The sequence below is a fragment of the Terrimonas sp. genome (assembly GCF_003075435.1).
GTDB lineage: Bacteria > Bacteroidota > Bacteroidia > Chitinophagales > Chitinophagaceae > Agriterribacter.
In genome coordinates, this window is sequence record NZ_QCZJ01000046.1 from 1 (window position 1) to 20,323 (window position 20,323).

A 20,323-nucleotide genomic window follows, 5' to 3' on the forward strand; every position below is an offset into this window, starting at 1 on the left:
GTATTCAAAATACTGGGCGAACGATACCGTAACAGAAGAAAACGTTTTGGATTAAGAGTAAATTTAATCGCTGGCATTTACAATTATGAATTATATGCCTTTTTCAATTAATACAAGAGGTCTAATATAGTTATTCAAGGCGAATGTGCTACGTATAGTGAATGGGGACTATAAAAATGTACCTGCCACTTTCTCCAACTTTTTCTTCACCTTCGCTGAAATTCAGTCATGCGTAAAGATATATTTACCGGTAAAGTAACGTCCATCAACCACGAGAAAAACTATGTGTCGGTTGCTTACATGCACAACGATCGTAAGAAAACCATTACCTGCCGCATGAGTGAGAAAGAAACCGGGGATGAAACGCATGAAAAAGTAAAGCATATTTACCGGGTAGGAGATGAAGTGAGCTTCCGGGTTAAGGGCGTTAACCGTGGCGCCGGCATGATTGCTTATAATCTTAAGTTTTTATACAATAACGAGCTACAACATTTACTCGATAAAGCTGCTGCCGATAATCGTTTTATTGGTTACCTGAAAAAAGTTGATGATGCCTGGTTTATAAAAGAAAGAGGAAGTTATATTTTTTTCCCGCTTGAACTATCAAAATGGGAAAACCTTCCATCTGAAGAACATTTAAACGAGGCAGTAGAGTTCCGGTTGCTGCACACAGACAAGCCCGGGCGTATCAGCGCGGAGCTGTTTTCCCATGATTATATTCCTGCATTCAGAAAAGCCATACAGGCTTTTAAAAATAATACGCCGGTTGAGGCAGTAGTAACAAGAATATCTCCTTATGCTATATACGTGGATATGTATGGCGGCAGCTTACAGTCAAAACTTCCGCTTACAAAAGGGCAGGGCAGTGATCTCAAAGAAGGAGATCGTTTGCACGTGCGGTTTACCTACCTCGGCAATACGCGCATTGTTATAGAAACCTTATAGGTTATTAAACCAACTAATACACTTTCTCCCCATTTATATACGTTGCCACAACTTTCGTTTTCAAAATATCCACCGGTTCACAATGCATAATGTCTGTATCCGTAATAATAAAATCAGCCTGCCTGCCTTTTTCAATACTTCCTTTTTCTTTTTCTTCAAAGCTGCCTTTCGCCGCCCAAATAGTCATACCACGTAAAGTTTCTTCTCTTGTTAAAGCATTAGATATCTCAAAACCTGTTGCCGGGTACCCGCTTGCATCTTTACGAATCACCGCCGCGTAAAAAGTTTTAAACGGGCTTATATCTTCCACAGGAAAATCTGTACCCAATATTGTCCAGCCATTTTGTTGCAGCAGATCTTTGTACGCATAGGCTGTCGTAATTCTTTCCTTACCCAGCCTGTCTTCCGCCCAATACATATCAGAGGTAGCGTGTGTTGGCTGCACTGAAGGAATGATATTATAGCGTTTAAAGAAATGCAGATCAGAGGTATCAACCACCTGCGCATGCTCTATCCGCCAGCGCCTGTCGTTATTGCCCTTCAAGACTGTCGCATACTGATCAAGTATCATCCTGTTGCCGGAGTCGCCAATAGCGTGTGTGCATGCCTGAAAAGGTGATTGAATGATTTTCTGCAACACCCGTGCGTAGTGAGATATACTGTCCAGCAAAAAACCATTCCATCCCGGCTTATCATTGTATGGTTTTAATAAACAAGCTCCTCTGGAACCAAGAGCGCCGTCAGCATATAATTTAAATCCTGCAATATGCATGCGGTCTGTTTTATATATGCCAGCCTTCAAATAGTGCTCATAATTTTCTTTTGTATCAGATAGTAAAACCGTAAGCTTCATTTTTAGCTTGCCTGCTTTTTGCAGACGATCTAACTGGTCAACCTGTTGCTTCGTCAGCCCGCAATCTGTTATGCCGGTAAGCCCTGCAGCAAAGCAATTGTTTTGTGCATTAAGAAATACGTTTTCGAGTGTAGCCTCATCCGGCAGCGGGGCCACGCTACTTACTTTTGATATAGCATTGTCAATAAGGATCCCGGTGAGCTTTTTGTCTTTTGTTTCAAAAACGCCTCCGGTAATAACTTCTCCGGCTTTTACAGATGCTTTATCCAATGCCCGCTGATTAGCGATTGCCGCATGACCATCAATACGGGATAACAATACCGCGTTATCAGGAAAATTTTTATCCAGCAATGATTTATCAGGGAATGATTTTATTTCCCAGTCATTCTGATCCCAGCCATTACCGATGATCCATTTACCTGCTGGGATATTATTATTTGCAACAAAAGTTTTGATCCTTTCAATGCATTCATTCCAGCTTTTTGTACCTACAAGGTCAACTTCCTGCAACGATAATGCGTAGCCGTAAAAATGCGCATGCCCGTCAATAAAGCCGGGATATACAGCCTGATGTTTAGCATCAACTATTCTGTCGCTTATATATTCTTCTAAAATATCCTTGCTTGCTCCGGTTGCGGTTATTCTACCATCTTTCACCGCGACAGCTTCTGTTATGGTAAACAAACTATCAACAGTATAAACTTTAGCGTTATGAACGATCAGGTCAACTGTTGTTTTGTTTTTGCAGGATAAAAACAAGAGTAAAAAAAATAACCATTTAAGCTTTTCCATAAGAATTGATTTCTATATCACGAATTTTAAAACAGATTGGAATATACATATAGTACCTTTTGAGCGTATGCTTAGTAGCACGTTGTTAAATTTTCCCTTGTAGTTCCCGTAAACCCTGTAGATTGAAGCATATCTTCAAATGAAAAATTTTTTTCCATACCCGGCGGATAGCACAAAAGAGCATAAACCTCTCCGCATTTCCCAATTTTATTGTTCTTTAAAGTAATTCCTTCTATACGATAATAAAACTTTTCATACTTATCTATTCCCTTATCTGGATACCATTCTCTATTTAGTTGATCAGTTTGAAAAAGTAAATTGGATTTTACATCGTAAACTTTTATTGAGGCAGATTTTATATTAAAGACATACGGACGAAAGCTATCATTCAATCCATCTCTGTTAGGCGTAAACGCAGAGGCGACTTCAATTAATGCCTTGTCATCTTCGGGTAAAATATCATTAACTAAATTATTGCAATGTATGGCAACTTCATCGTTATGCTTTTTACAATTTAAAATAAAAAAACCACATAGTAGTATTGTCACTATTATTAAGCTGCGCATATATAAAATTAAGTTTGTTGTTTATAAGGTTATCATGTCTTCCAAAAATATAGAATGTTTTGCTATACAAGGACTATTGCGACATTAAAACCCGCTTTCAATATTGCTATAACAAAAAGCAGCATTACCAGTATTTTAAACAAGGTTTTAACCCTATCACTCTGTCCCGGTTGAAATAGCAAATATTATTTTATTAATCCCTGCAAGATTATCAAATTTAGTCAGGTGTAGTGAGTTATACTGTCCGCGTCAGCAGATATTGAATTATACCCTTTAATTATTTACGGTTGCCCGGTTTATTATACATTTACAACCGCAAAGTTGCACCATGTATAATAAGGAACAAACACAGCATTTACAGAAAGAAAGCATCAGCCTGCTATCGCATATTGACAAACCCCTGGCGAATAAGGATATTGAGACATTGCGTAATGTTTTGCGTTTTCATGAATACCGCTATTATGTAATGAATGATCCTATACTCTCTGATGGCGAATACGACAAGCTATACAAAAAGCTGGAACATGCTGAAGCAGCCGATCCTTCTATCATAACGCCTGATTCTCCCACGCAGCGGGTGGCTAAGGGGCTGATCAAAGATTTTCCAAAAGTGCAGCACCTTGTTCCCATGCTATCGCTTGATAATTCTTACAACGCTGAAGACCTTGTTGATTTTGACCGCAGGGCAAGAGAGCTCAGTGGCTTAAAAGAAATAGAATATTGCGTTGAACCAAAATTTGACGGTGCAAGTATTTCGCTGATTTATGAGAATGATGCTTTATCAAGAGGCGCGACACGCGGGGATGGTGTGGTGGGAGATGATATTACCACCAACATACGGCAGATAAGATCTGTGCCATTATATGCAAGATTTTCTGATTATGGCATACAGCAGATAGAGATCAGGGGTGAAGTGCTGATGAATAAAAATCATTTTAAAGCATACAATGATGCACTCGAAGAAGAAGGGTTACCAAGATTAGCAAACCCCAGGAATGCCGCCGCCGGTTCGCTCCGTATTAAAGATCCGAAAGAAGTTAGCCGCAGAAACCTGGAAGCATTTTTATACCATGTAAGCGATGTAACACTCCTGCCCGGAAAAACGGCTCCTGAAATTTTACAAACACATAGCGGAGCGCTGGAAATGTTGTGGAATCTGGGCTTTCGCAGCCCGGAAAAAGAAAAAGAGGTATTGAAAGGAATTGATGCAGTTATCGCCTGGTGTACAGCTTTTGAAAAACAACGTGATGATCTGCCTTATGAAATAGACGGGATGGTAATAAAAGCCAACCATTTGGAAGCACAGGAAGCAATGGGTATGACAACACATCATCCCCGCTGGGCAATTGCATATAAGTTTAAGGCAAGGCAGGCCACGAGCAAATTACGGGCTGTTGAATTCCAGGTGGGAAGGACCGGCGCAATAACACCGGTTGCTAAAATTGAACCGGTAAATGTTGGCGGAGTAACGGTAGGCAGTATATCTGTGCATAACGAAGATTATATTAAAGAAAAAGATCTGCAGGTCGGGGACACTATATTGATTGAACGATCCGGAGATGTGATACCGCAGATCGTAAAATCATTTCCCGAATTGAGAACAGGCGGTGAAACAACTATAGTGTTTCCAACGCATTGCCCTGTTTGCGGATACCCGTTAGAAAAGCCTGCGGATGAAGCAGTATGGCGCTGTAACAACAGCAATGCCTGTTCGGCGCAGATCGTTGAGCGTATTATTCATTTTAACAGCAAAGACGCAATGGATATTCGCGGGTTGGGCGATGCTATTGTTCGTAAGTTTTATACCCAGGATTTGCTTAAAGATATTCCCGGCATATATCATCTTCCTTTTGATGAGATAAAGAAGCTGGAAGGTTTTGGCGAGAAAAGTGTAACGAACCTCATTGCTGCAATAGAAAAATCTAAAACCCAGCCTTTACATAGACTAATTTACGCACTAGGCATCAGGTATATTGGTGAAACCACGGCTAAAGTGTTGGCCAATGCTGTGAATAATTTATATGATTTTAAAGATTATTCGCTTGAACAATTGCAGGAACTGGAAGATATAGGCCCTAAAGTTGCAGGCAGCGTTTACCAGTTTTTTCACAACGAACAGAATATACAATTACTGCATCAGCTTGAAACCATTGGCCTGCAGTTAAAGAATGAAAAGAAAGAGCTTCATACCGTAGGCAATCTCAGTGGACAAGCATTTTTATTCACCGGCACATTGCATAAGCTCAAGCGCTCAGAAGCGGAAGAAATGGTTGAGCAAAATGGTGGGAAGATTGTAAGCGGGGTAAGCAGTAAACTCAATTATCTTGTAGTTGGTGAAGATGCAGGTTCAAAATTAGAGAAAGCAAAAAAAATTGCTACCATTAAAGTGATCAGTGAAAATGAATTTTTGAAAATGATTGAGGGATAGACAATTTGAAGGTTTGAAATTGGTTAGCAACATCACTGATGACCATGTATACAATAGGATAAGCGCATATTATAAAATATTGTAGCTTCATTATTCAAAAATGTTTTATGAAAAAGACTATTGTTTTTCTCGCAATCTGTTTATCACTGCTATCTTTCAACAATAAAAAAGACGGATGGATATCATTATTTGATGGAAAAACCTTTACAAACTGGAAGGTTGGTAATAACGCGTCGAGCTTTACCATAGAAAATGGTACGATAAAAGTAAACGGAGAAACAGCGCATCTTTTTTATGATGGCGATGTGCAGCAACATAATTTCAAAAATTTTGAATTTAAAGCAGAGGTAATGACATTACCCGGTTCCAATTCCGGTATATATTTTCATACCCAATATCAGCAGGGTGGCTGGCCTGAAAAAGGGTACGAGGTACAGGTAAACAATTCGCATACAGACTGGCGCAGAACCGGAAGCCTGTATGGTATTAAGGATGTAAAAGATAAGTATGCGCAGGATAATGAATGGTATACCGAGTATATAAAAGTGGAAGGCAGAAAAATTACCATCAAAATAAATGATAAAACGGTAGTTGAATATACGGAACCGGAGAATTTAGATGCAGAAAGAAAAAACTCCTTACGCAGGCTCAGCAGTGGCACTTTTGCATTACAGGCACATGACCCCAAAAGCACGATATACTATAAAAATATAATGGTGAAACCTTTACCATAGCAAAACCCAAATAAAAGCCAAACAGCAGGATATCGATACCATTTCCAGGACCCTCATCCGGATTATAAAAATTACTACCTTTAAAATGAATCATTGGATTGCCTGCCGGTAAAACGTATAACATTTCTGCATTCTGATGTGGATATTCATAGTACGGAGTACTGAATAAAGCATCCATATATTGCTGTAACTATATATCAATTTTATATAACCGGTTTTAAAGATGATTGCCTGGCGAAAAAAATGGATATTGCTGTGTTTCTTCCTGTTGCTGGCGATACTATTTACCTGCAGGTATGGGTTTACAGGAAATACAGACATTCCTCCTGATGTAGCACAGGCAATGTCAAATCTTCCTGATAAGCTGGATTATAATATCCACGTAAAAAAAATCCTTTCTGATAAATGCTTCAGTTGCCACGGGCCTGATAGTAAAAAACAAAAAGCCGATTTAAGGCTCGATGTTTTCAATGTTGCATATAATAAAACTACCGGCAGCGGCAAAAAAGCCATCAGTCCAGGTAATATTGGCAAAAGCGAAGTAGCGGCACGCATTTTAAGTGATGCTGCAGAATATGTTATGCCAACACCTGCCTCGCATTTAACGCTAACGGCAAATGAAAAAGCAATCATTCTTAAATGGATTGAACAGGGAGCTGAATATAAACCGCACTGGGCTTTTATTGCTCCTGAAAAAAATGCGCCCCCGGATATACATGATGTTAAATGGATAAAAAATGAAATAGACCGTTTTGTTTTACACAGGCTGGAAAAGGAAGGATTGCATCCTTCGGCGGAGGCAGACAAAGAAACACTCATACGCAGGGTAAGCTTTGATATTACAGGATTGCCACCAACAATTGCGGAAATAGATGCTTTTGTAAATGATAATACTGCTGATGCTTATGAGCGGATGATAGATAATTATTTCAAATCTCCGCGTTATGGAGAACGTATGGCCGCTTATTGGTTAGACGTTGCAAGATTTGCCGATAGCCACGGTTATCTTGATGATAAACACCGCGACGCTTCTCCCTGGCGTGATTGGATAATTGAAGCATACAATAAAAACCTGCCGTACGATAAATTTATTACCTGGCAATTGGCCGGAGATCTTTTGCCCAATGCCACAAAAGAACAAATACTGGCCACCGGCTTTAACAGGAATCAAAAACAAAATACCGAAGCCGGCATTATTTCTGAAGAGTTTAGGGTTGAGTATAATGTAGACAGAACCAATACGCTGGGCACCGGTATTCTCGGGCTAACGCTTGGTTGCGCCAAATGCCACGATCATAAATATGATCCTGTAAGTCAGAAAGACTATTACTCTCTGTATGCTTTCTTCAACAGCACTTTTGAACTGGGCAGCTCCAATTACGGCAACTATAGCAATATGGTGCCCGGGCCAACACTTTTGCTTACCAGCGATGATGATGATAAAAAGATCGATAGCCTGAATGCAGTAATTCGTTACCTGGAACAAAAACAACATCTGGAAAAATCCATCAACCCGCAGAAGAGTCTTTCACAAAAAATAATTGCGCATCTTTCTTTTGACAAAACGGAAATTCAGAAGAATGCAAAAGGAAAACCCGTTGAGGCATTCAGCAATGCTATCCAGCCCATGCAGCCGGCATTTGCAAACAGGATAAAATCAGCTAAAGGAATTTTGGGTAATGCACTTCTTCTGGATGAAGAAACCTCCGTAAACTTTCGTCCCTATGGATTAGGATATTTTGAACGATATGAACCTTTTGCCATAAGCATTTGGTTAAAAGCACCTGAAAACTTTAAGGAGTCGGCCGTTTTGCATCACAGCGATTCGAGGCGTTACGGATTCCAGGGATATGATGTAATGCTGTTTGATAATAAGGTGGGCTTTCGCATAATGCATGCATATCCGCATGATGCTATCAGTATTATCACCAATGAAGAAATTGAGCCGGGAGAATGGTATCACGTTGCCGCAAGCTATGATGGAAGCAGCCGCGCCGCAGGTATGCGCATATTTATTAATGGCAGGCCCTCAGCTGTAACGGTGGAATATGATAACCTGAAAAAAAATATCCGCTCTTTCCCGGGTATACATAAAACATCTGCTCTTACAGGACTAACATTTGGCGCCAGGGTATTAGAAAAAACAATGAAAGAAGCTGCGCTTGATGAGTTTTGCTTATTTAACAATACCATTGATGAGACCGAGGCGGAATGGTTGTATAAAAACGCGGCGGTTACATTGCATCGCGATCACAGCAAAGCATTACAACAAAAGCCAGACAGCCTGATGAGTGCAAGAATGCAACTGGCGGCTGTATATGATTCTGCCAGAGAAGCCATGGTTATGGATGATTTGCCGAAACCCCTTGCAACACATATTTTACTGCGCGGCGTATATGATAATTATGGAGAAGAAGTGAAACCGGAAACACCGGCTGCAGTGCTTTCTTTTCCCGGTAATTTTCCCAAAAACAGGCTGGGCCTGGCAAAATGGTTGTTCCTTCCTGAGCATCCGCTTACTGCAAGGGTTGCTGTTAATCACATTTGGGAAATGTACTTTGGAAGAGGGCTGGTTAAAACTTCTGACGATTTTGGAAACCAGGGAGAAATGCCTTCGCACCCTGAATTACTGGATTGGCTGGCGGTTGACTTCAGGGAAAATGGCTGGAACATAAAGCAATTGCAGAAAACAATTTTAATGAGCGCTACCTACCGGCAGCAATCCGTAATTAAACCTGAGCTGCAGGAAAAAGATCCGGAGAATATGTTGCTTGCGCGGAGCTCACGATACCGTATGCCCGCAGAAATGATCCGCGATAATGCGCTTGCCATAAGCGGATTGTTGTCTGCCAAAATAGGTGGACCCAGCGTATATCCCTACCAGCCCCCGGGACTATGGGAGGCGCTTAGTGATAAATCCTGGCGCTACATATACAGGCAGTCAGTAGGAGAAGATCTGTTCCGGCGTAGTATCTACACTATTGTTAAGCGGTCGAGCCCTCCGCCTTATATGTTGATTTTTGATGCCCCTGACAGGAATTTCTGTACCGTAAAAAGACCGGTTTCAAGTTCCCCTTTGCAGGCGCTGGCATTAATGAATGATCCTACTTTTATTGAGGCATCAAAATTTGTTGCCGCCCGGATAATACATGAGGGAGGAGAAACTCCGGGTGATATGCTGGCGTTAGGATTCAGGTTAGTAACAGGGCGTAAGCCGGAGATACCCGAAGTAAAGTTGCTGAACGAAATGTATCAATCTGAAAAAGATGCTTTTAAAAAGCAACCCGGCAAGGCAAAAAATATATTGGCCGTTGGCAGTGCAAAGATGGATCAGCCGGATTCGACAGAACGCTTGATTGAAGCAGCGGCATATACTAATGTAATAATGGCTTTATTGAATACTGATGAGTTTATTACAAGAAAATAAAACCCCTGGAGCATGGATTCCGGCGTGGCGCACGGAGCATGGATTGGGGACTACAACCATTAAGGAGTTAAGAAACATTAAGACCAATTATCCGGCATCCTTAATTCCTTAATGATTGTAAAGAATACAGGATAGAAGATGATGTTCAATTGTGCATTAGCTGCATCAATAGTAAAGTCTGTTTAATTCATTAATATGGATGATGTTCAAAAAATAGTAAACAACCTTGCGAGGCGCGATTTTTTAAGAGGTTCCGCATTAGGATTGGGAAGCATTGCACTTGGCAGTTTGCTGGGTTGTAATAACAGCAATAAAACAGTTGCCGGCGCAAACAACACTATTGATCATGAGCAGGAAAATAGCCCTCTTGAAGCCCCCCATTTTGCTCCCAGGGCAAAAAGGATAATTTATCTTTTTCAAAGTGGCGGTCCTTCGCAAATGGAATTATTTGATTACAAGCCCAGGCTCTACCAAATGCACGGGCAGGAAATACCTCCAAGTGTTATTGGCGGAGGAAGGGTTTCCGGCATGGTTTCTAATCAAAACAGCTTTCCGCTTGCAGCACCCATGACGCAGTTTAAACAATATGGATCTGACGCGGCATATTTCAGCGACCTTATTCCTCATACGGCGGGAATTGCAGATGACATTTGCGTGGTTAAAAGTATGTTCACCGAACAGATCAACCATGAGCCTGCAGTTATCTTTACTCAAACCGGCAACCAGTTAAGCGGCCGACCGAGTATTGGTTCCTGGATCAGCTATGGATTAGGCAGTCTTAATCAAAACCTTCCTTCATTTGTTGTATTACTCTCCAAAGGAGGAGGCGACCAGCCTATCAGCAATCTTGCATGGAGCAATGGTTTTTTACCATCACATTACCAGGGCGTTCAGTTTATGTCGGGTAAAGATCCGGTACTATATCTTTCTTCTCCTGATGGCGTTGACAGGATAGATCGCCGCCGTGCATTACATTTTATTAAAGCATTTAACCTGTTGCAAAAAGATAAATGGCATGACCCGGAAATTGACAGCCGTCTTAACCAATACGAAATGGCATACCGTATGCAGATGGCCGTTCCGGAAATAACCGATATTTCCAATGAGCCGCAGCATATACTGGATATGTATGGGCCTGATGTAAAGGTTCCCGGCAGCTATGCTTATAATTGCCTGCTGGCGCGAAAGCTGGCAGAAAAAGATGTTCGTTTTGTTCAGTTGTATCACCTGGGCTGGGATCATCATGGCAGGCTTACCAGCGGCATTACACGGGCAACACGGCAAACAGATCAACCATCGGCGGCTTTGGTTAAAGATTTAAAACAACGAGGCTTACTTGACGATACATTGGTTATCTGGGGCGGAGAATTTGGAAGGACAAGCTTTAGCCAGGGAAGATTAACCCGGGAGGATTTTGGCCGCGATCATTTACCCAATGCTTACAGTATATGGATGGCAGGTGGAGGTATAAAAGCCGGCATGCAATACGGAGAAACGGATGACTTTGCACATAATGTTGTTCGCGATAAAGTGCATGTGCACGATTTTCAGGCTACGCTCTTATACCTGCTGGGTATTGACCATGAAAAATTTATCTACAAAAACCAGGGTCGCCGTTACAGGCTTACGGATGTTTCAGGGAATGTGGTAAAAGATATTATCGCGTGATTTTCCGGCAATCGATACAGGTGTGGGGTTGTTTGTGGTGTTAAGCGAAGTGGTGCTGTGCATGGCGTCCTCGCCGTGCACAGCTATCTTGTCGCCTCCGGCGACTACACAGAAAACCGTACAATTAAATTTCAGCGCTTAGTTTGCAATAGTCGCCTCCGGCGACAAGACAACAGTGCTAAGCGAAGACGCTTAGCACAGCAAAGCCCTTCAGGCTTCTGCTCTACTAATTATCTTCGATGCATCTTTACGGCAGGCAGGAGTTATAAAATATTCAAAAGACCGTTGATTTTTCGGGCAAAATAAAAGTTCTTTAATAAACCCTTCTTCCAGTATTATTTCCATCCCATTCCTTTTTCAAACTGTTTTGAATCTATAAGTCTCCCGGGAAAGCATTTTTCAAAAACCTTGTTGTCTAAAAAATCTTCATTTGAAATAGCTTTTAATATTTTTTCTACTTCATCAATACTCCTGTTTGCCTTTAGATTTTTTGCTAAAAAATGAGTAGGCGTCATGTCTAATTTCCGGGATATATCCTCATTCTTATATCCCGAATTTTCGATAAGCCAGGGAACTGCATGGAGAAGTATTTTATATTTATCAATAATGTTGGTCATATATTAGGTCTTTATAACGCGGCTCTCTTTCTTTCTCTTAACGTAAATAATCCCTTACTTTTTGCCGGATAACGTTTTTTACAGACTCCCAGATTTGTCCTTTGAGGCTGACAGGATCTTCGGTTTCTTCGGCATCGTCAAAGTAAGTCAATGCCTGAGGTATTGAAATAAGTAACTGTTGTGAGCGAAACTTTTGCTGATAAAATGTTATAAAATCTTTAATGGAATAATGTTGTAATAACTCGGCTATATCCCACAAATCCTTTTTTATACCGCGTTTTAAGACGGCATTTATTTTCATGGCAATGATATCGGGGGTACTCATAAATCGAATGCCTTGTATTTCTTTAGGTTCTTGTATAGTTGGGCAGCGGTAATATTTTACAAAATCGATTTTCACATCATCAATATATCCAAACAGTCCTATTGGATTTGTAACGTTTAGATATGTGAAGTTCTGGAAATGCTTTTCTAATACAGTTGCTATAAATTGAGTTTCAAATTCTTTCATTGAAAAAAGGTCGAGGTCAGCCGAAATGCGATGACCATATTGAAGTGACCGTGCAGTACCGCCAACTAATTGAAATGTTGAAAGCTCATCTACTTTCATTAGTCTTCTTAATATGTCCAGTGTCCCGGGTTCGACTGTCTGGGTTTGTAGCATCTGAAATCAGTTAATGGCCGGTCAATAACAGCGGCTGCGAGATAAGTAGTATGAAGTGGTAAAAATTTTGCATTGAGCAAAGCATCGGACACTTTTTCATCTCCATAGTAGCGACGGCAATTGCGGATATCTTCCACATCACCCCGCTCAAATACCCGCTCTATAATAAAGTTGGCCCTGCGATCATAGTCCAGTTTGTCAAAATCCACATCCCAAAAGATACGGCGCTGAAAAACAGATTTTTGCTTTGAAGACATGGTATAAAGTTACAAAAGGCTTTATTCCTTACCATGACAACGCTTATATTTTTTGCCGCTGCTGCATGACACGACAACGGCGCAAGGGAAGGTCAACAGGTAAAAAAGCTTGTAAAGCATTCCCATTACAGCAAATGGAACACGGATAAAACGGATATTCACGGAATGTATCCGTGTTACTCAGTACCATCCGCGTATTCCGTGTGCTATCATCGCCGTGGTACCTGTTTCTCTTTCCACAAGCCAATATACGTTTCTATTCTCCCATCTCCGGTAAATAATATTTCTCTTTCGATTTCCGGTATTCTTTCAAATGTTTTTTCCGTTGTAGTATAGCGGCACTTGCCAGCACACCATTCAGTTTTGTTTTCACCCAATAATTGAAGACAGATTTTTCCCGGTCACGTACAAAAAATATAACAACAGGTTTATCATTCTTTTTGTGTATCGCAATATCATTGGCTAAAAAGCTTACTATCCTTCCAAAAAAAGTTGAGCGGCTGCTGTCTTTCCTGCTCATCAGTTTAATTTTCAGTCCATCGTAAATGAAATGCATTTTTCCTGCTGCGGCATATTTATTTCCAATCCAGTCAGCATATAAAGTGTCTGCTTTGCCATCCACAACATTTACGTTGGCATAAGGCATCGTAATAGGGCTGAGCTCCGGTAATATCACAGGAGATAATCTTACCTGCAAAGCAAAGGAAGAAAGGCTGTCACCATAAGCCTCGCTGTAATGAAAATAATGCGCAGTGGTATTATACAATTTTAAAGAAGCAAAAAGCATAAGACTATCATTGCTGTTATTCCTGTTGCGTACATGTGTGGCAACCGCATTTATTGCTTCAAGCGGAATAACGGCTTCCCTGTGTGTTTCCTGTGTTATTTCACGAACATATACTGTTCCGTTATTCATTAATACACTATCAATATCAACCGGAAATTTCAGATCATTGATCATTCTTGCAAGCATTGGTCTTTCTGTTCCGTGCTTAAAAGGATATCGCTTGTCTTTCATTGTAGTAAGCTTTGTTCCTTCTGCAATTAGTTTTGAGGCCTTAAAAATACTATCATCTTTCAGGCTAAAACCGTTGATATTTATTTTTCCTGTTTCCAAAAAAGTATAGCTGGCCTGCCATCCTTTTTGTTTGAACCAGGTTTCCGCATCTGCACCAGGCGTGAATTTAAATGTATTTACCGTTACCTTTTTTGCCGGCCCGTTGTATACAATGCCGTTTGCTGCAATAGATGATGCTTTGGTTTTATAATAAAGATCTCCTCCGTTGAGTGATAAAAGAGAAATGTACTTTTTCCAGTCAAATTTTTCTTTTTGATGAAAAGAGAAAGCATGATTTTGAATATGCCCGGAAAGTTTATTGATACTCATGCCGGAACTGTCGGTTTTGGTTAAACTTATCCTGGCGTCATTCCACTTAAGAGCAAGCAGGGAGTTTAAATTTAACAGCTTATCCTGCATATGAATTTTTCCTGACTTCAATTCGGCATCCATATCCGCAAGCGATATTTCTGTATCCTTCTTTTTTACCTGCAATGCGCTAAGCTGTACGCCAAGTGATCTCCAGGATAACATAGCTGTTCCGGAATTGCCATGTAAAATATTTTCCCCTGCTATATCAATACCGGTTCTTATAGAAAATGAATCAGAAGATCTTTCGTTGCTGTAATTCACCGTTCCTTTTTGAATCAGCAGTTTACCAATAGAAATTTCTGTTTGCTTTTCTTTTGCAGCAACAACTGCAGGGCTGGTTACATGAGCTGTTTTTGTTTGCTTAATTTCTATATCCGGGCTCTGAATATATAATGATGGCAGATCAATGCTTGTAAAATCGCTGGAGTGTAACTGAAAATCTACTGTTATATCCGGAATAGCAAGCTGTATAAGGCTACCAGGCTTTTTAATTTGTATTGCTGCTTTTGATATACCTGATCTTGATTGTGTGTTAAGATCAACACTCGTCACCTTTGCATAAAATTCCGGTTGATTGATTTCTATATTGTGAAACAGCCCTTCCGCATTATTCCAGGTAAAAGCGTTCTTTAACGAGTTAATATTATCCGCACAAACTTTTTCACCGTGCATGGCTACACTGCTGGCGCCGGATTGATCAAAACTGATTTTATCAATATCAATTCTGTCGAGGTGAATAACCGGAAGGTCTTTTGCAACATGTTCTTTTATTCCTTTTGGACGATATACAGTTTGTACAGCCAGCTCCTTTACATGCATTGTATTTACCTGTATCTGCTTATAATTTTGATACCTGTCCCAGTCGAACATAACCCAGGAAAGATCTTTACCCCGGAGGTTTGTTCCGTTAGCAAGATTTAATTCAAACTTAGTGGCGTAGTTATGCCTTACATCTCCCTGGAAAGTAAACCCGAATACTTTAAAAGATGCTTTAGGAGCAGTAAAGCTGGTGCTCCCTATTGCCACTGCCGGCAAAGCCCCTTTTACGTCTATCAATGAATCGCTGGAAAAAAGCTGCTCGGGCAAAACCAGGGCATTAATGTTTTGCATTTGCATACTTGCTTCCGAGGCTCCTGTTGATTGATATTTCAGGTTTCCGTTTATGATGCGAACGTTTTTTACAAAAACCAGCTCGCTCAGCGCGTTCAGCGTATTATAAAACTTATCCTGGCTTTGTTTTTTACTGCCTCCGCCTGCATTGCTTCGTCTTTTCTTTTCAGCTTTAAAAAAAATCTGAGGCTCATATAATTCGGCGTCAGTGGCGTTTAATCTTTTTGAAAGCAGGTCTTCAAAATTTACATTATTGAGTTTCAGTAAAGGCGATCTGAATGTGAATATTTTTGTATTATGGTTTTTTTCCGTTGGGCGATAAGATGCATTGCGCAGGTAAACAGCATTTTTTTCAATGGCAAACTCTTCTATATTCAGTTCATATAAACTGTCTTTTGTAACAAGGTTCAGGTTTTTTTGCTTAAGCGAAATAAGATCTATATTTATATTGGCGCTATCCTTGTTAAGCAGAAAATTATATATTTTAAGGTTTGTTCCCTCCGAAGTAAAAACCTGCTGCCGGGTATTTTTTTTCACCACTTCAATATTGCCGTCAACAATATCTATATACTTAAAATTAACAAGGTTGAACATTTGCCTGAATGAACCGGCGATTGATTCTACACTATCTTCTTTATGCTTATCTGCCTCTACAGTTTCAATATATATGTCCGGCTTTTGCAAAAGCAATGTATCAAGTATCAGTTCTTCCCTGCTGTAAAAATTTGTTAGCTGGCTTGAGTTAAAAAATAACTTTTGGGCGCTTACAAAATAGGTGCTTCCTTGTTTATTTATACCGGTCAGTATACAGGTGTCTATTTCAAAAAACTGGTTTTTGCCTGAAAAATGCAGGTTGGTAAAGGTTACTTCATGCAATCCGTCCGGCAATTTCCAATGCTGGTTTAAAATAGAAAGGTCAATATCGTCTGAAGAAAGAAAGCTTTTTTGAGGATCATTATTCTTAGAAAAATTTTTTACAAACAGGCTGATGCGATCACTTTTGAAAGGAACCCGGTTATGCCTGCTGCCAAAATCAAAAGATGCTTTGTGAATGCTGAATGATCTTATCTCCAGCTGAGACTTGAGCTTTTGAAGTACATCAAGGATTGCAGAAGCATGAAAAGCAGCCTGCTTCATTTTTTGATCGGAGTGCTCGTGTATTTTTATTTGCGGTAACGAAATGGATACACTGTCTATAGAAAACCTCCCGGCAAAAACAAGGTTTTTTACGGATTGCAGGGAAAAGAAAATATCAGGGATTTTTACATCATAGTGAGGAGTTGTATTGACGGTGTCTTTACAGGTAAGGCTCGCGTTTCTGAGCAAAATGCTATTGCCGGCAAGAGATACATCTATTTTTGATGCGTCAAAAGCGTATAAACCGTTTGACTCCTTATAAACAATAGCCCGGATGGCATCTTTTAAGCGAAAGGCAATGGTGTAGTATAACACCACAACAATCAAAAGCAGTATTCCAAAGAATATGCTTACTCCTTTCAACCATTTTTTTTGCCGGGGTGATATATTCATACCTTGATATAAAGTAATAGATGGTTGTTCATGGACAGGATTAGGCCTTATTAATATTGGCAGGCATATAAAGTTACAGAGATGAGACTGAAACCCTGAATTCCGGCTGTGTTTCTTTGTGTTGCAAGGAATAAAAAAACGCGGCAATTATGCCGCGTTATATATAAAAAAGTAAACCGTTGTTTTATTTCCTGCTATTCAACTTTGCCAGCAGTCTTAAAATTTCAAGGTACAACCAAACAATCGTTACCAGCAAACCAAAAGCACCATACCACTCCATATATTTTGGTGCGCCGGCGTCAGAACCTTTTTCAATCATATCAAAGTCGAGGATAAGATTCAGCGCTGCAATACCCACTACTATCAGTGAAAATATAATTCCGAAAGTAGAGCCCTGGTGAATGAATGGAATATCAATACTGAAAAAGCGAAGCACAATAGTGATCAGGTAAAATATCGCTATTCCTGCAGTGGCAGTTATAATAATTGATTTGAATGTTTCAGTAGCGCGAATAATGCGCATATTGTACAAAACAAACATTGCCAGCGCAACGCCAAAAGTCAGTCCCACGGCCTGCACAATAATAAAAGGCGCTTTTTCTGCAAATGCATAATTATAATATGCTGAAATGGCGCCAACAAATAATCCTTCCAGCAACGCATATGCCGGAGCCAGAAAAGGAGCCCAGGTTTTTTTAAATACAATTACCAGGGCAACTATTAATCCGCCAATAGCGCCTGTCCACATATATGGTGTTACGTCCACTCCTTTTGCAAAACTATACCAGGAGAAAAACGCCGAAGCCATAACCATTAAAAACATAAACCCAAACTTGTTGAGCGTTCCTTTTACTGTCATTACGTCCTGCCTTTCTCCGGTTAACGAGGATTGAAACATTTTCTCGGTAAGCGTTGGATTCCCGGATTTAAATAATTCCATGATGATGTTTTTTGTTTTGTGTGAAGATAACTATTTTTTATACCGCTTTATTTTCGGCTTGTTGTTAAATTTTGAGGTATGGTATTTAAACGTTTGTACATTTTTAAAACAAAAGAGTGACATAATTTTATGCCTGCCAAAGCCTTTGTTAACCTAACTTTGCAGCGCTTATTCAAATATTTTATAAATATGGCTACAACAACAGAGGTTTTACAGGAAGTAGTGATAAAATTTGCCGGCGATAGCGGAGACGGTATGCAACTTACCGGTAGCCAGTTTACCAACAATACAGCATTGCTGGGCAATGACTTAGCTACTTTTCCCGATTTTCCGGCTGAGATAAGGGCTCCGCAGGGAACCCTGCCTGGCGTAAGTGGATTCCAGTTGCGATTTTCGAGCGATATGGTATATACTCCCGGAGACGAATGCGATGTGTTGGTTGCTATGAACGCGGCCGCATTAAAAGTAAACCTCAAATCCCTGAAAAAAGGAGGAAAGATCATTGCCAATACCGATGGTTTTGATGCAAAAAACCTTCGTTTAGCCAATTACCCCGATGGCATAAATCCTTTAGAAGATGGCAGCCTTTCCGCTTACGAGCTGATAAAGGTTGATGTAACGAAAATGACAAGAGAGGCGCTGAAGGACATTACCATGGGAACCAAAGAAAAAGACCGGGCAAAGAACATGTTCGTGCTTGGCTTTTTGTATTGGATGTATAATAGAAACATGGATAGCTCTATTGCATTCATAAAGGAAAAGTTTGGAAAAAAACCGGAGATATACGAAAGCAATATCAGGGCATTACAGGCCGGCTATAATTTTGGAGATACCATTGAAATTACAGGCGTTACTTATACCGTTGCCAAAGCAAGAATGCAGCCAGGTACATACCGCTCTATAATGGGTAACCAGGCTTTGGCTTATGGTTTAATTGCCTTTTCCGATAAAAGCGAGTTGCCGCTGTTTCTTGGTACATATCCTATTACCCCTGCTTCAGATATTCTGCATGAACTAAGCCGGTATAAAGCATTTGGCATCCGCACCTTCCAGGCAGAGGATGAAATTGCCGGTATTACATCAGCCATCGGTGCTTCATACGGCGGCAGCCTTGGCGTTACTACCACTTCAGGCCCGGGCATGGCATTAAAAGGTGAAGCGATGGGGCTGGCCGTTATGCTTGAAATTCCTTTGGTTATTGTAGATGTACAGAGAGGCGGCCCCTCAACCGGGCTTCCTACCAAAACAGAGCAAAGTGATTTGCTTCAGGCATATTATGGCAGAAATGGTGAGTGCCCGATGCCTGTTATTGCAGCGTCAACGCCAAGCGACTGTTTTGATGGCGTATATGAAGCCTGCCGGATTGCTGTAGAACATATGACGCCTGTAATTTTTTTAAGCGATGGTTATATAGCCAATGGCGCGGAGCCCTGGCGCTTCCCCAAAAGCGAAGATCTGCCTGCGGTGAAAGTATCTTTTAAAACAGATTTAGGTCACGGAGAAGAAAAATTTCAGCCCTATTTAAGAGATGAAAAGCTGGTTCGTCCCTGGGCTGTGCCCGGCACACCCGGACTGGAGCATAGAATTGGCGGTATTGAAAAACAGAATATTACAGGTAATGTTAGCTACGACCCAGAAAATCACCAGTTGATGGTGAAGATCAGGGAGGAGAAAGTAGAAAAGATCGCAGAATATATTCCCGAACAACACTTAGACAGTGGCCCGGAAAAAGGTAAAATCCTGGTGATTGGCTGGGGTTCTACTTATGGCGTTATTAAAAGTACCGTCGCTGAATTGCAGGCGCAGGGGCATGAAGTTTCGCATGCGCATTTACGTTATATCAGGCCTTTCCCCAGAAATTTAGGTGACATTATCAGGAACTTTGACCAGGTGCTTATACCGGAAATAAACAATGGGCAGTTGATAAAAATCATACGTGATAAATATTTGGTTGACGCCAAAGGGTATAATAAGATAATGGGTATTCCCATTACAAAGAGTGAGCTGCTTGAAGTACTTAAAAAGATGCTGGCTTAAATCAATTGTACTTTTTTTAACGGTTTATCCTCATTTCCGGTTGTGGAGTTTTTTTTGCACTGCATCTCAGCGGCATGAGAAAGACCGTGTTTTCTATTACCGGGTTTTTATTTTTAATCACTTTGATTTCTGCCGGGTGGTATATTTCAAGATTTAAACCAGCCGAAGCAATTGCGCCGGTTTATACAGACAGTTCCTTCATTAGGCCTCTTGTATTAAACGATATGCACATATGTTAATAATTAAAAATAGAAAAGGTATAAGAGTTGATGAGCATATTGCATGTTATGGAAAAAGATACCACAAAACCTTTCCGGCAGTCAATT

General features: G+C 40.5%; 13 protein-coding genes. 6 read left to right on the forward strand and 7 right to left on the reverse strand.

Features of this window, described 5'->3' with window-relative positions; translation table 11 throughout:
* Positions 1 to 228: 228 nt before the first annotated feature.
* Positions 229 to 945, forward strand: coding sequence for a hypothetical protein (locus tag DC498_RS25070; protein WP_116876871.1), 717 nt, complete (start codon positions 229 to 231; stop codon positions 943 to 945).
* Positions 946 to 958: 13 nt separating this feature from the next.
* Here the strand turns inward: DC498_RS25070 and DC498_RS25075 are convergent, their stop codons facing one another.
* Positions 959 to 2,590: an amidohydrolase gene (locus tag DC498_RS25075; RefSeq protein ID WP_116876872.1), complete on the reverse strand. Its 1,632-nt coding sequence runs from the start codon at positions 2,588 to 2,590 to the stop codon at positions 959 to 961.
* Between the two features lie 71 nt (positions 2,591 to 2,661).
* The gene (locus DC498_RS25080) at positions 2,662 to 3,156 is read right to left on the reverse strand and encodes a gliding motility-associated C-terminal domain-containing protein (protein ID WP_116876873.1); all 495 of its coding nucleotides are present in this window, start codon (positions 3,154 to 3,156) and stop codon (positions 2,662 to 2,664) included.
* A 328-nt stretch (positions 3,157 to 3,484) separates the two neighbouring features.
* Between DC498_RS25080 and ligA the strand changes: the two genes are divergently transcribed.
* The 4 genes from ligA (at position 3,485) to DC498_RS25100 (ending at position 11,413) form a co-directional block, all read left to right on the forward strand.
* Complete coding sequence (ligA, locus tag DC498_RS25085; RefSeq protein ID WP_116876874.1) at positions 3,485 to 5,584, forward strand: NAD-dependent DNA ligase LigA; 2,100 nt, start codon at positions 3,485 to 3,487, stop codon at positions 5,582 to 5,584.
* A 107-nt stretch (positions 5,585 to 5,691) separates the two neighbouring features.
* Entirely contained in the window at positions 5,692 to 6,318 is a 627-nt protein-coding gene (locus DC498_RS25090; protein ID WP_116876875.1) for a 3-keto-disaccharide hydrolase, read from the forward strand.
* Between the two features lie 223 nt (positions 6,319 to 6,541).
* Positions 6,542 to 9,745 carry a DUF1553 domain-containing protein gene (locus DC498_RS25095; RefSeq protein ID WP_116876876.1) on the forward strand — a complete coding sequence of 1,068 codons (3,204 nt, stop codon included), beginning with the start codon at positions 6,542 to 6,544 and terminating at the stop codon, positions 9,743 to 9,745.
* A 195-nt stretch (positions 9,746 to 9,940) separates the two neighbouring features.
* On the forward strand, positions 9,941 to 11,413 hold the full coding sequence (locus DC498_RS25100; RefSeq protein ID WP_116876877.1) for a DUF1501 domain-containing protein: 1,473 nt from the start codon (positions 9,941 to 9,943) through the stop codon (positions 11,411 to 11,413).
* 335 nt (positions 11,414 to 11,748) lie between these two features.
* Here DC498_RS25100 and DC498_RS25105 read toward each other — a convergent pair whose 3' ends face one another.
* From DC498_RS25105 to DC498_RS25125, 5 genes are all read right to left on the reverse strand, one after another.
* A complete protein-coding gene (locus DC498_RS25105) occupies positions 11,749 to 12,030 on the reverse strand; it encodes a hypothetical protein (protein ID WP_116876878.1) in 282 nt (93 codons plus the stop codon).
* Positions 12,031 to 12,067: 37 nt separating this feature from the next.
* The gene (locus DC498_RS25110; RefSeq protein ID WP_165813960.1) at positions 12,068 to 12,640 is read right to left on the reverse strand and encodes a nucleotidyl transferase AbiEii/AbiGii toxin family protein; all 573 of its coding nucleotides are present in this window, start codon (positions 12,638 to 12,640) and stop codon (positions 12,068 to 12,070) included.
* 8 nt (positions 12,641 to 12,648) lie between these two features.
* Positions 12,649 to 12,951 (reverse strand): DUF6922 domain-containing protein, encoded by a 303-nt coding sequence (locus DC498_RS25115; protein WP_116876880.1) that lies wholly within the window; start codon positions 12,949 to 12,951, stop codon positions 12,649 to 12,651.
* A gap of 256 nt (positions 12,952 to 13,207) precedes the next feature.
* The gene (locus DC498_RS25120; protein ID WP_116876881.1) at positions 13,208 to 17,020 is read right to left on the reverse strand and encodes a hypothetical protein; all 3,813 of its coding nucleotides are present in this window, start codon (positions 17,018 to 17,020) and stop codon (positions 13,208 to 13,210) included.
* A 184-nt stretch (positions 17,021 to 17,204) separates the two neighbouring features.
* Positions 17,205 to 17,960, reverse strand: coding sequence for a Bax inhibitor-1/YccA family protein (locus DC498_RS25125; protein ID WP_116876882.1), 756 nt, complete (start codon positions 17,958 to 17,960; stop codon positions 17,205 to 17,207).
* Between the two features lie 189 nt (positions 17,961 to 18,149).
* Here DC498_RS25125 and DC498_RS25130 point away from each other — a divergent pair, with 189 nt between their 5' ends.
* Entirely contained in the window at positions 18,150 to 19,997 is a 1,848-nt protein-coding gene (locus DC498_RS25130) for a 2-oxoacid:acceptor oxidoreductase subunit alpha (RefSeq protein ID WP_116876883.1), read from the forward strand.
* The last annotated feature ends 326 nt before the right edge of the window (positions 19,998 to 20,323 follow it).

Excerpts from the sequence above, each read along its gene's own strand:
- DC498_RS25070 (WP_116876871.1), top strand. The coding sequence starts at position 229 with ATGCGTAAAGATATATTTACCGGTAAAGTAACGTCCATCAACCACGAG.
- DC498_RS25110 (WP_165813960.1), bottom strand. The coding sequence starts at position 12,640 with ATGAAAGTAGATGAGCTTTCAACATTTCAATTAGTTGGCGGTACTGCA.
- DC498_RS25105 (WP_116876878.1), bottom strand. The coding sequence starts at position 12,030 with ATGACCAACATTATTGATAAATATAAAATACTTCTCCATGCAGTTCCC.
- DC498_RS25075 (WP_116876872.1), bottom strand. The coding sequence starts at position 2,590 with ATGGAAAAGCTTAAATGGTTATTTTTTTTACTCTTGTTTTTATCCTGC.
- DC498_RS25080 (WP_116876873.1), bottom strand. The coding sequence starts at position 3,156 with ATGCGCAGCTTAATAATAGTGACAATACTACTATGTGGTTTTTTTATT.
- ligA (WP_116876874.1), top strand. The coding sequence starts at position 3,485 with ATGTATAATAAGGAACAAACACAGCATTTACAGAAAGAAAGCATCAGC.
- DC498_RS25125 (WP_116876882.1), bottom strand. The coding sequence starts at position 17,960 with ATGGAATTATTTAAATCCGGGAATCCAACGCTTACCGAGAAAATGTTT.
- DC498_RS25115 (WP_116876880.1), bottom strand. The coding sequence starts at position 12,951 with ATGTCTTCAAAGCAAAAATCTGTTTTTCAGCGCCGTATCTTTTGGGAT.
- DC498_RS25095 (WP_116876876.1), top strand. The coding sequence starts at position 6,542 with ATGATTGCCTGGCGAAAAAAATGGATATTGCTGTGTTTCTTCCTGTTG.
- DC498_RS25120 (WP_116876881.1), bottom strand. The coding sequence starts at position 17,020 with ATGAATATATCACCCCGGCAAAAAAAATGGTTGAAAGGAGTAAGCATA.
- DC498_RS25100 (WP_116876877.1), top strand. The coding sequence starts at position 9,941 with ATGGATGATGTTCAAAAAATAGTAAACAACCTTGCGAGGCGCGATTTT.
- DC498_RS25130 (WP_116876883.1), top strand. The coding sequence starts at position 18,150 with ATGGCTACAACAACAGAGGTTTTACAGGAAGTAGTGATAAAATTTGCC.
- DC498_RS25090 (WP_116876875.1), top strand. The coding sequence starts at position 5,692 with ATGAAAAAGACTATTGTTTTTCTCGCAATCTGTTTATCACTGCTATCT.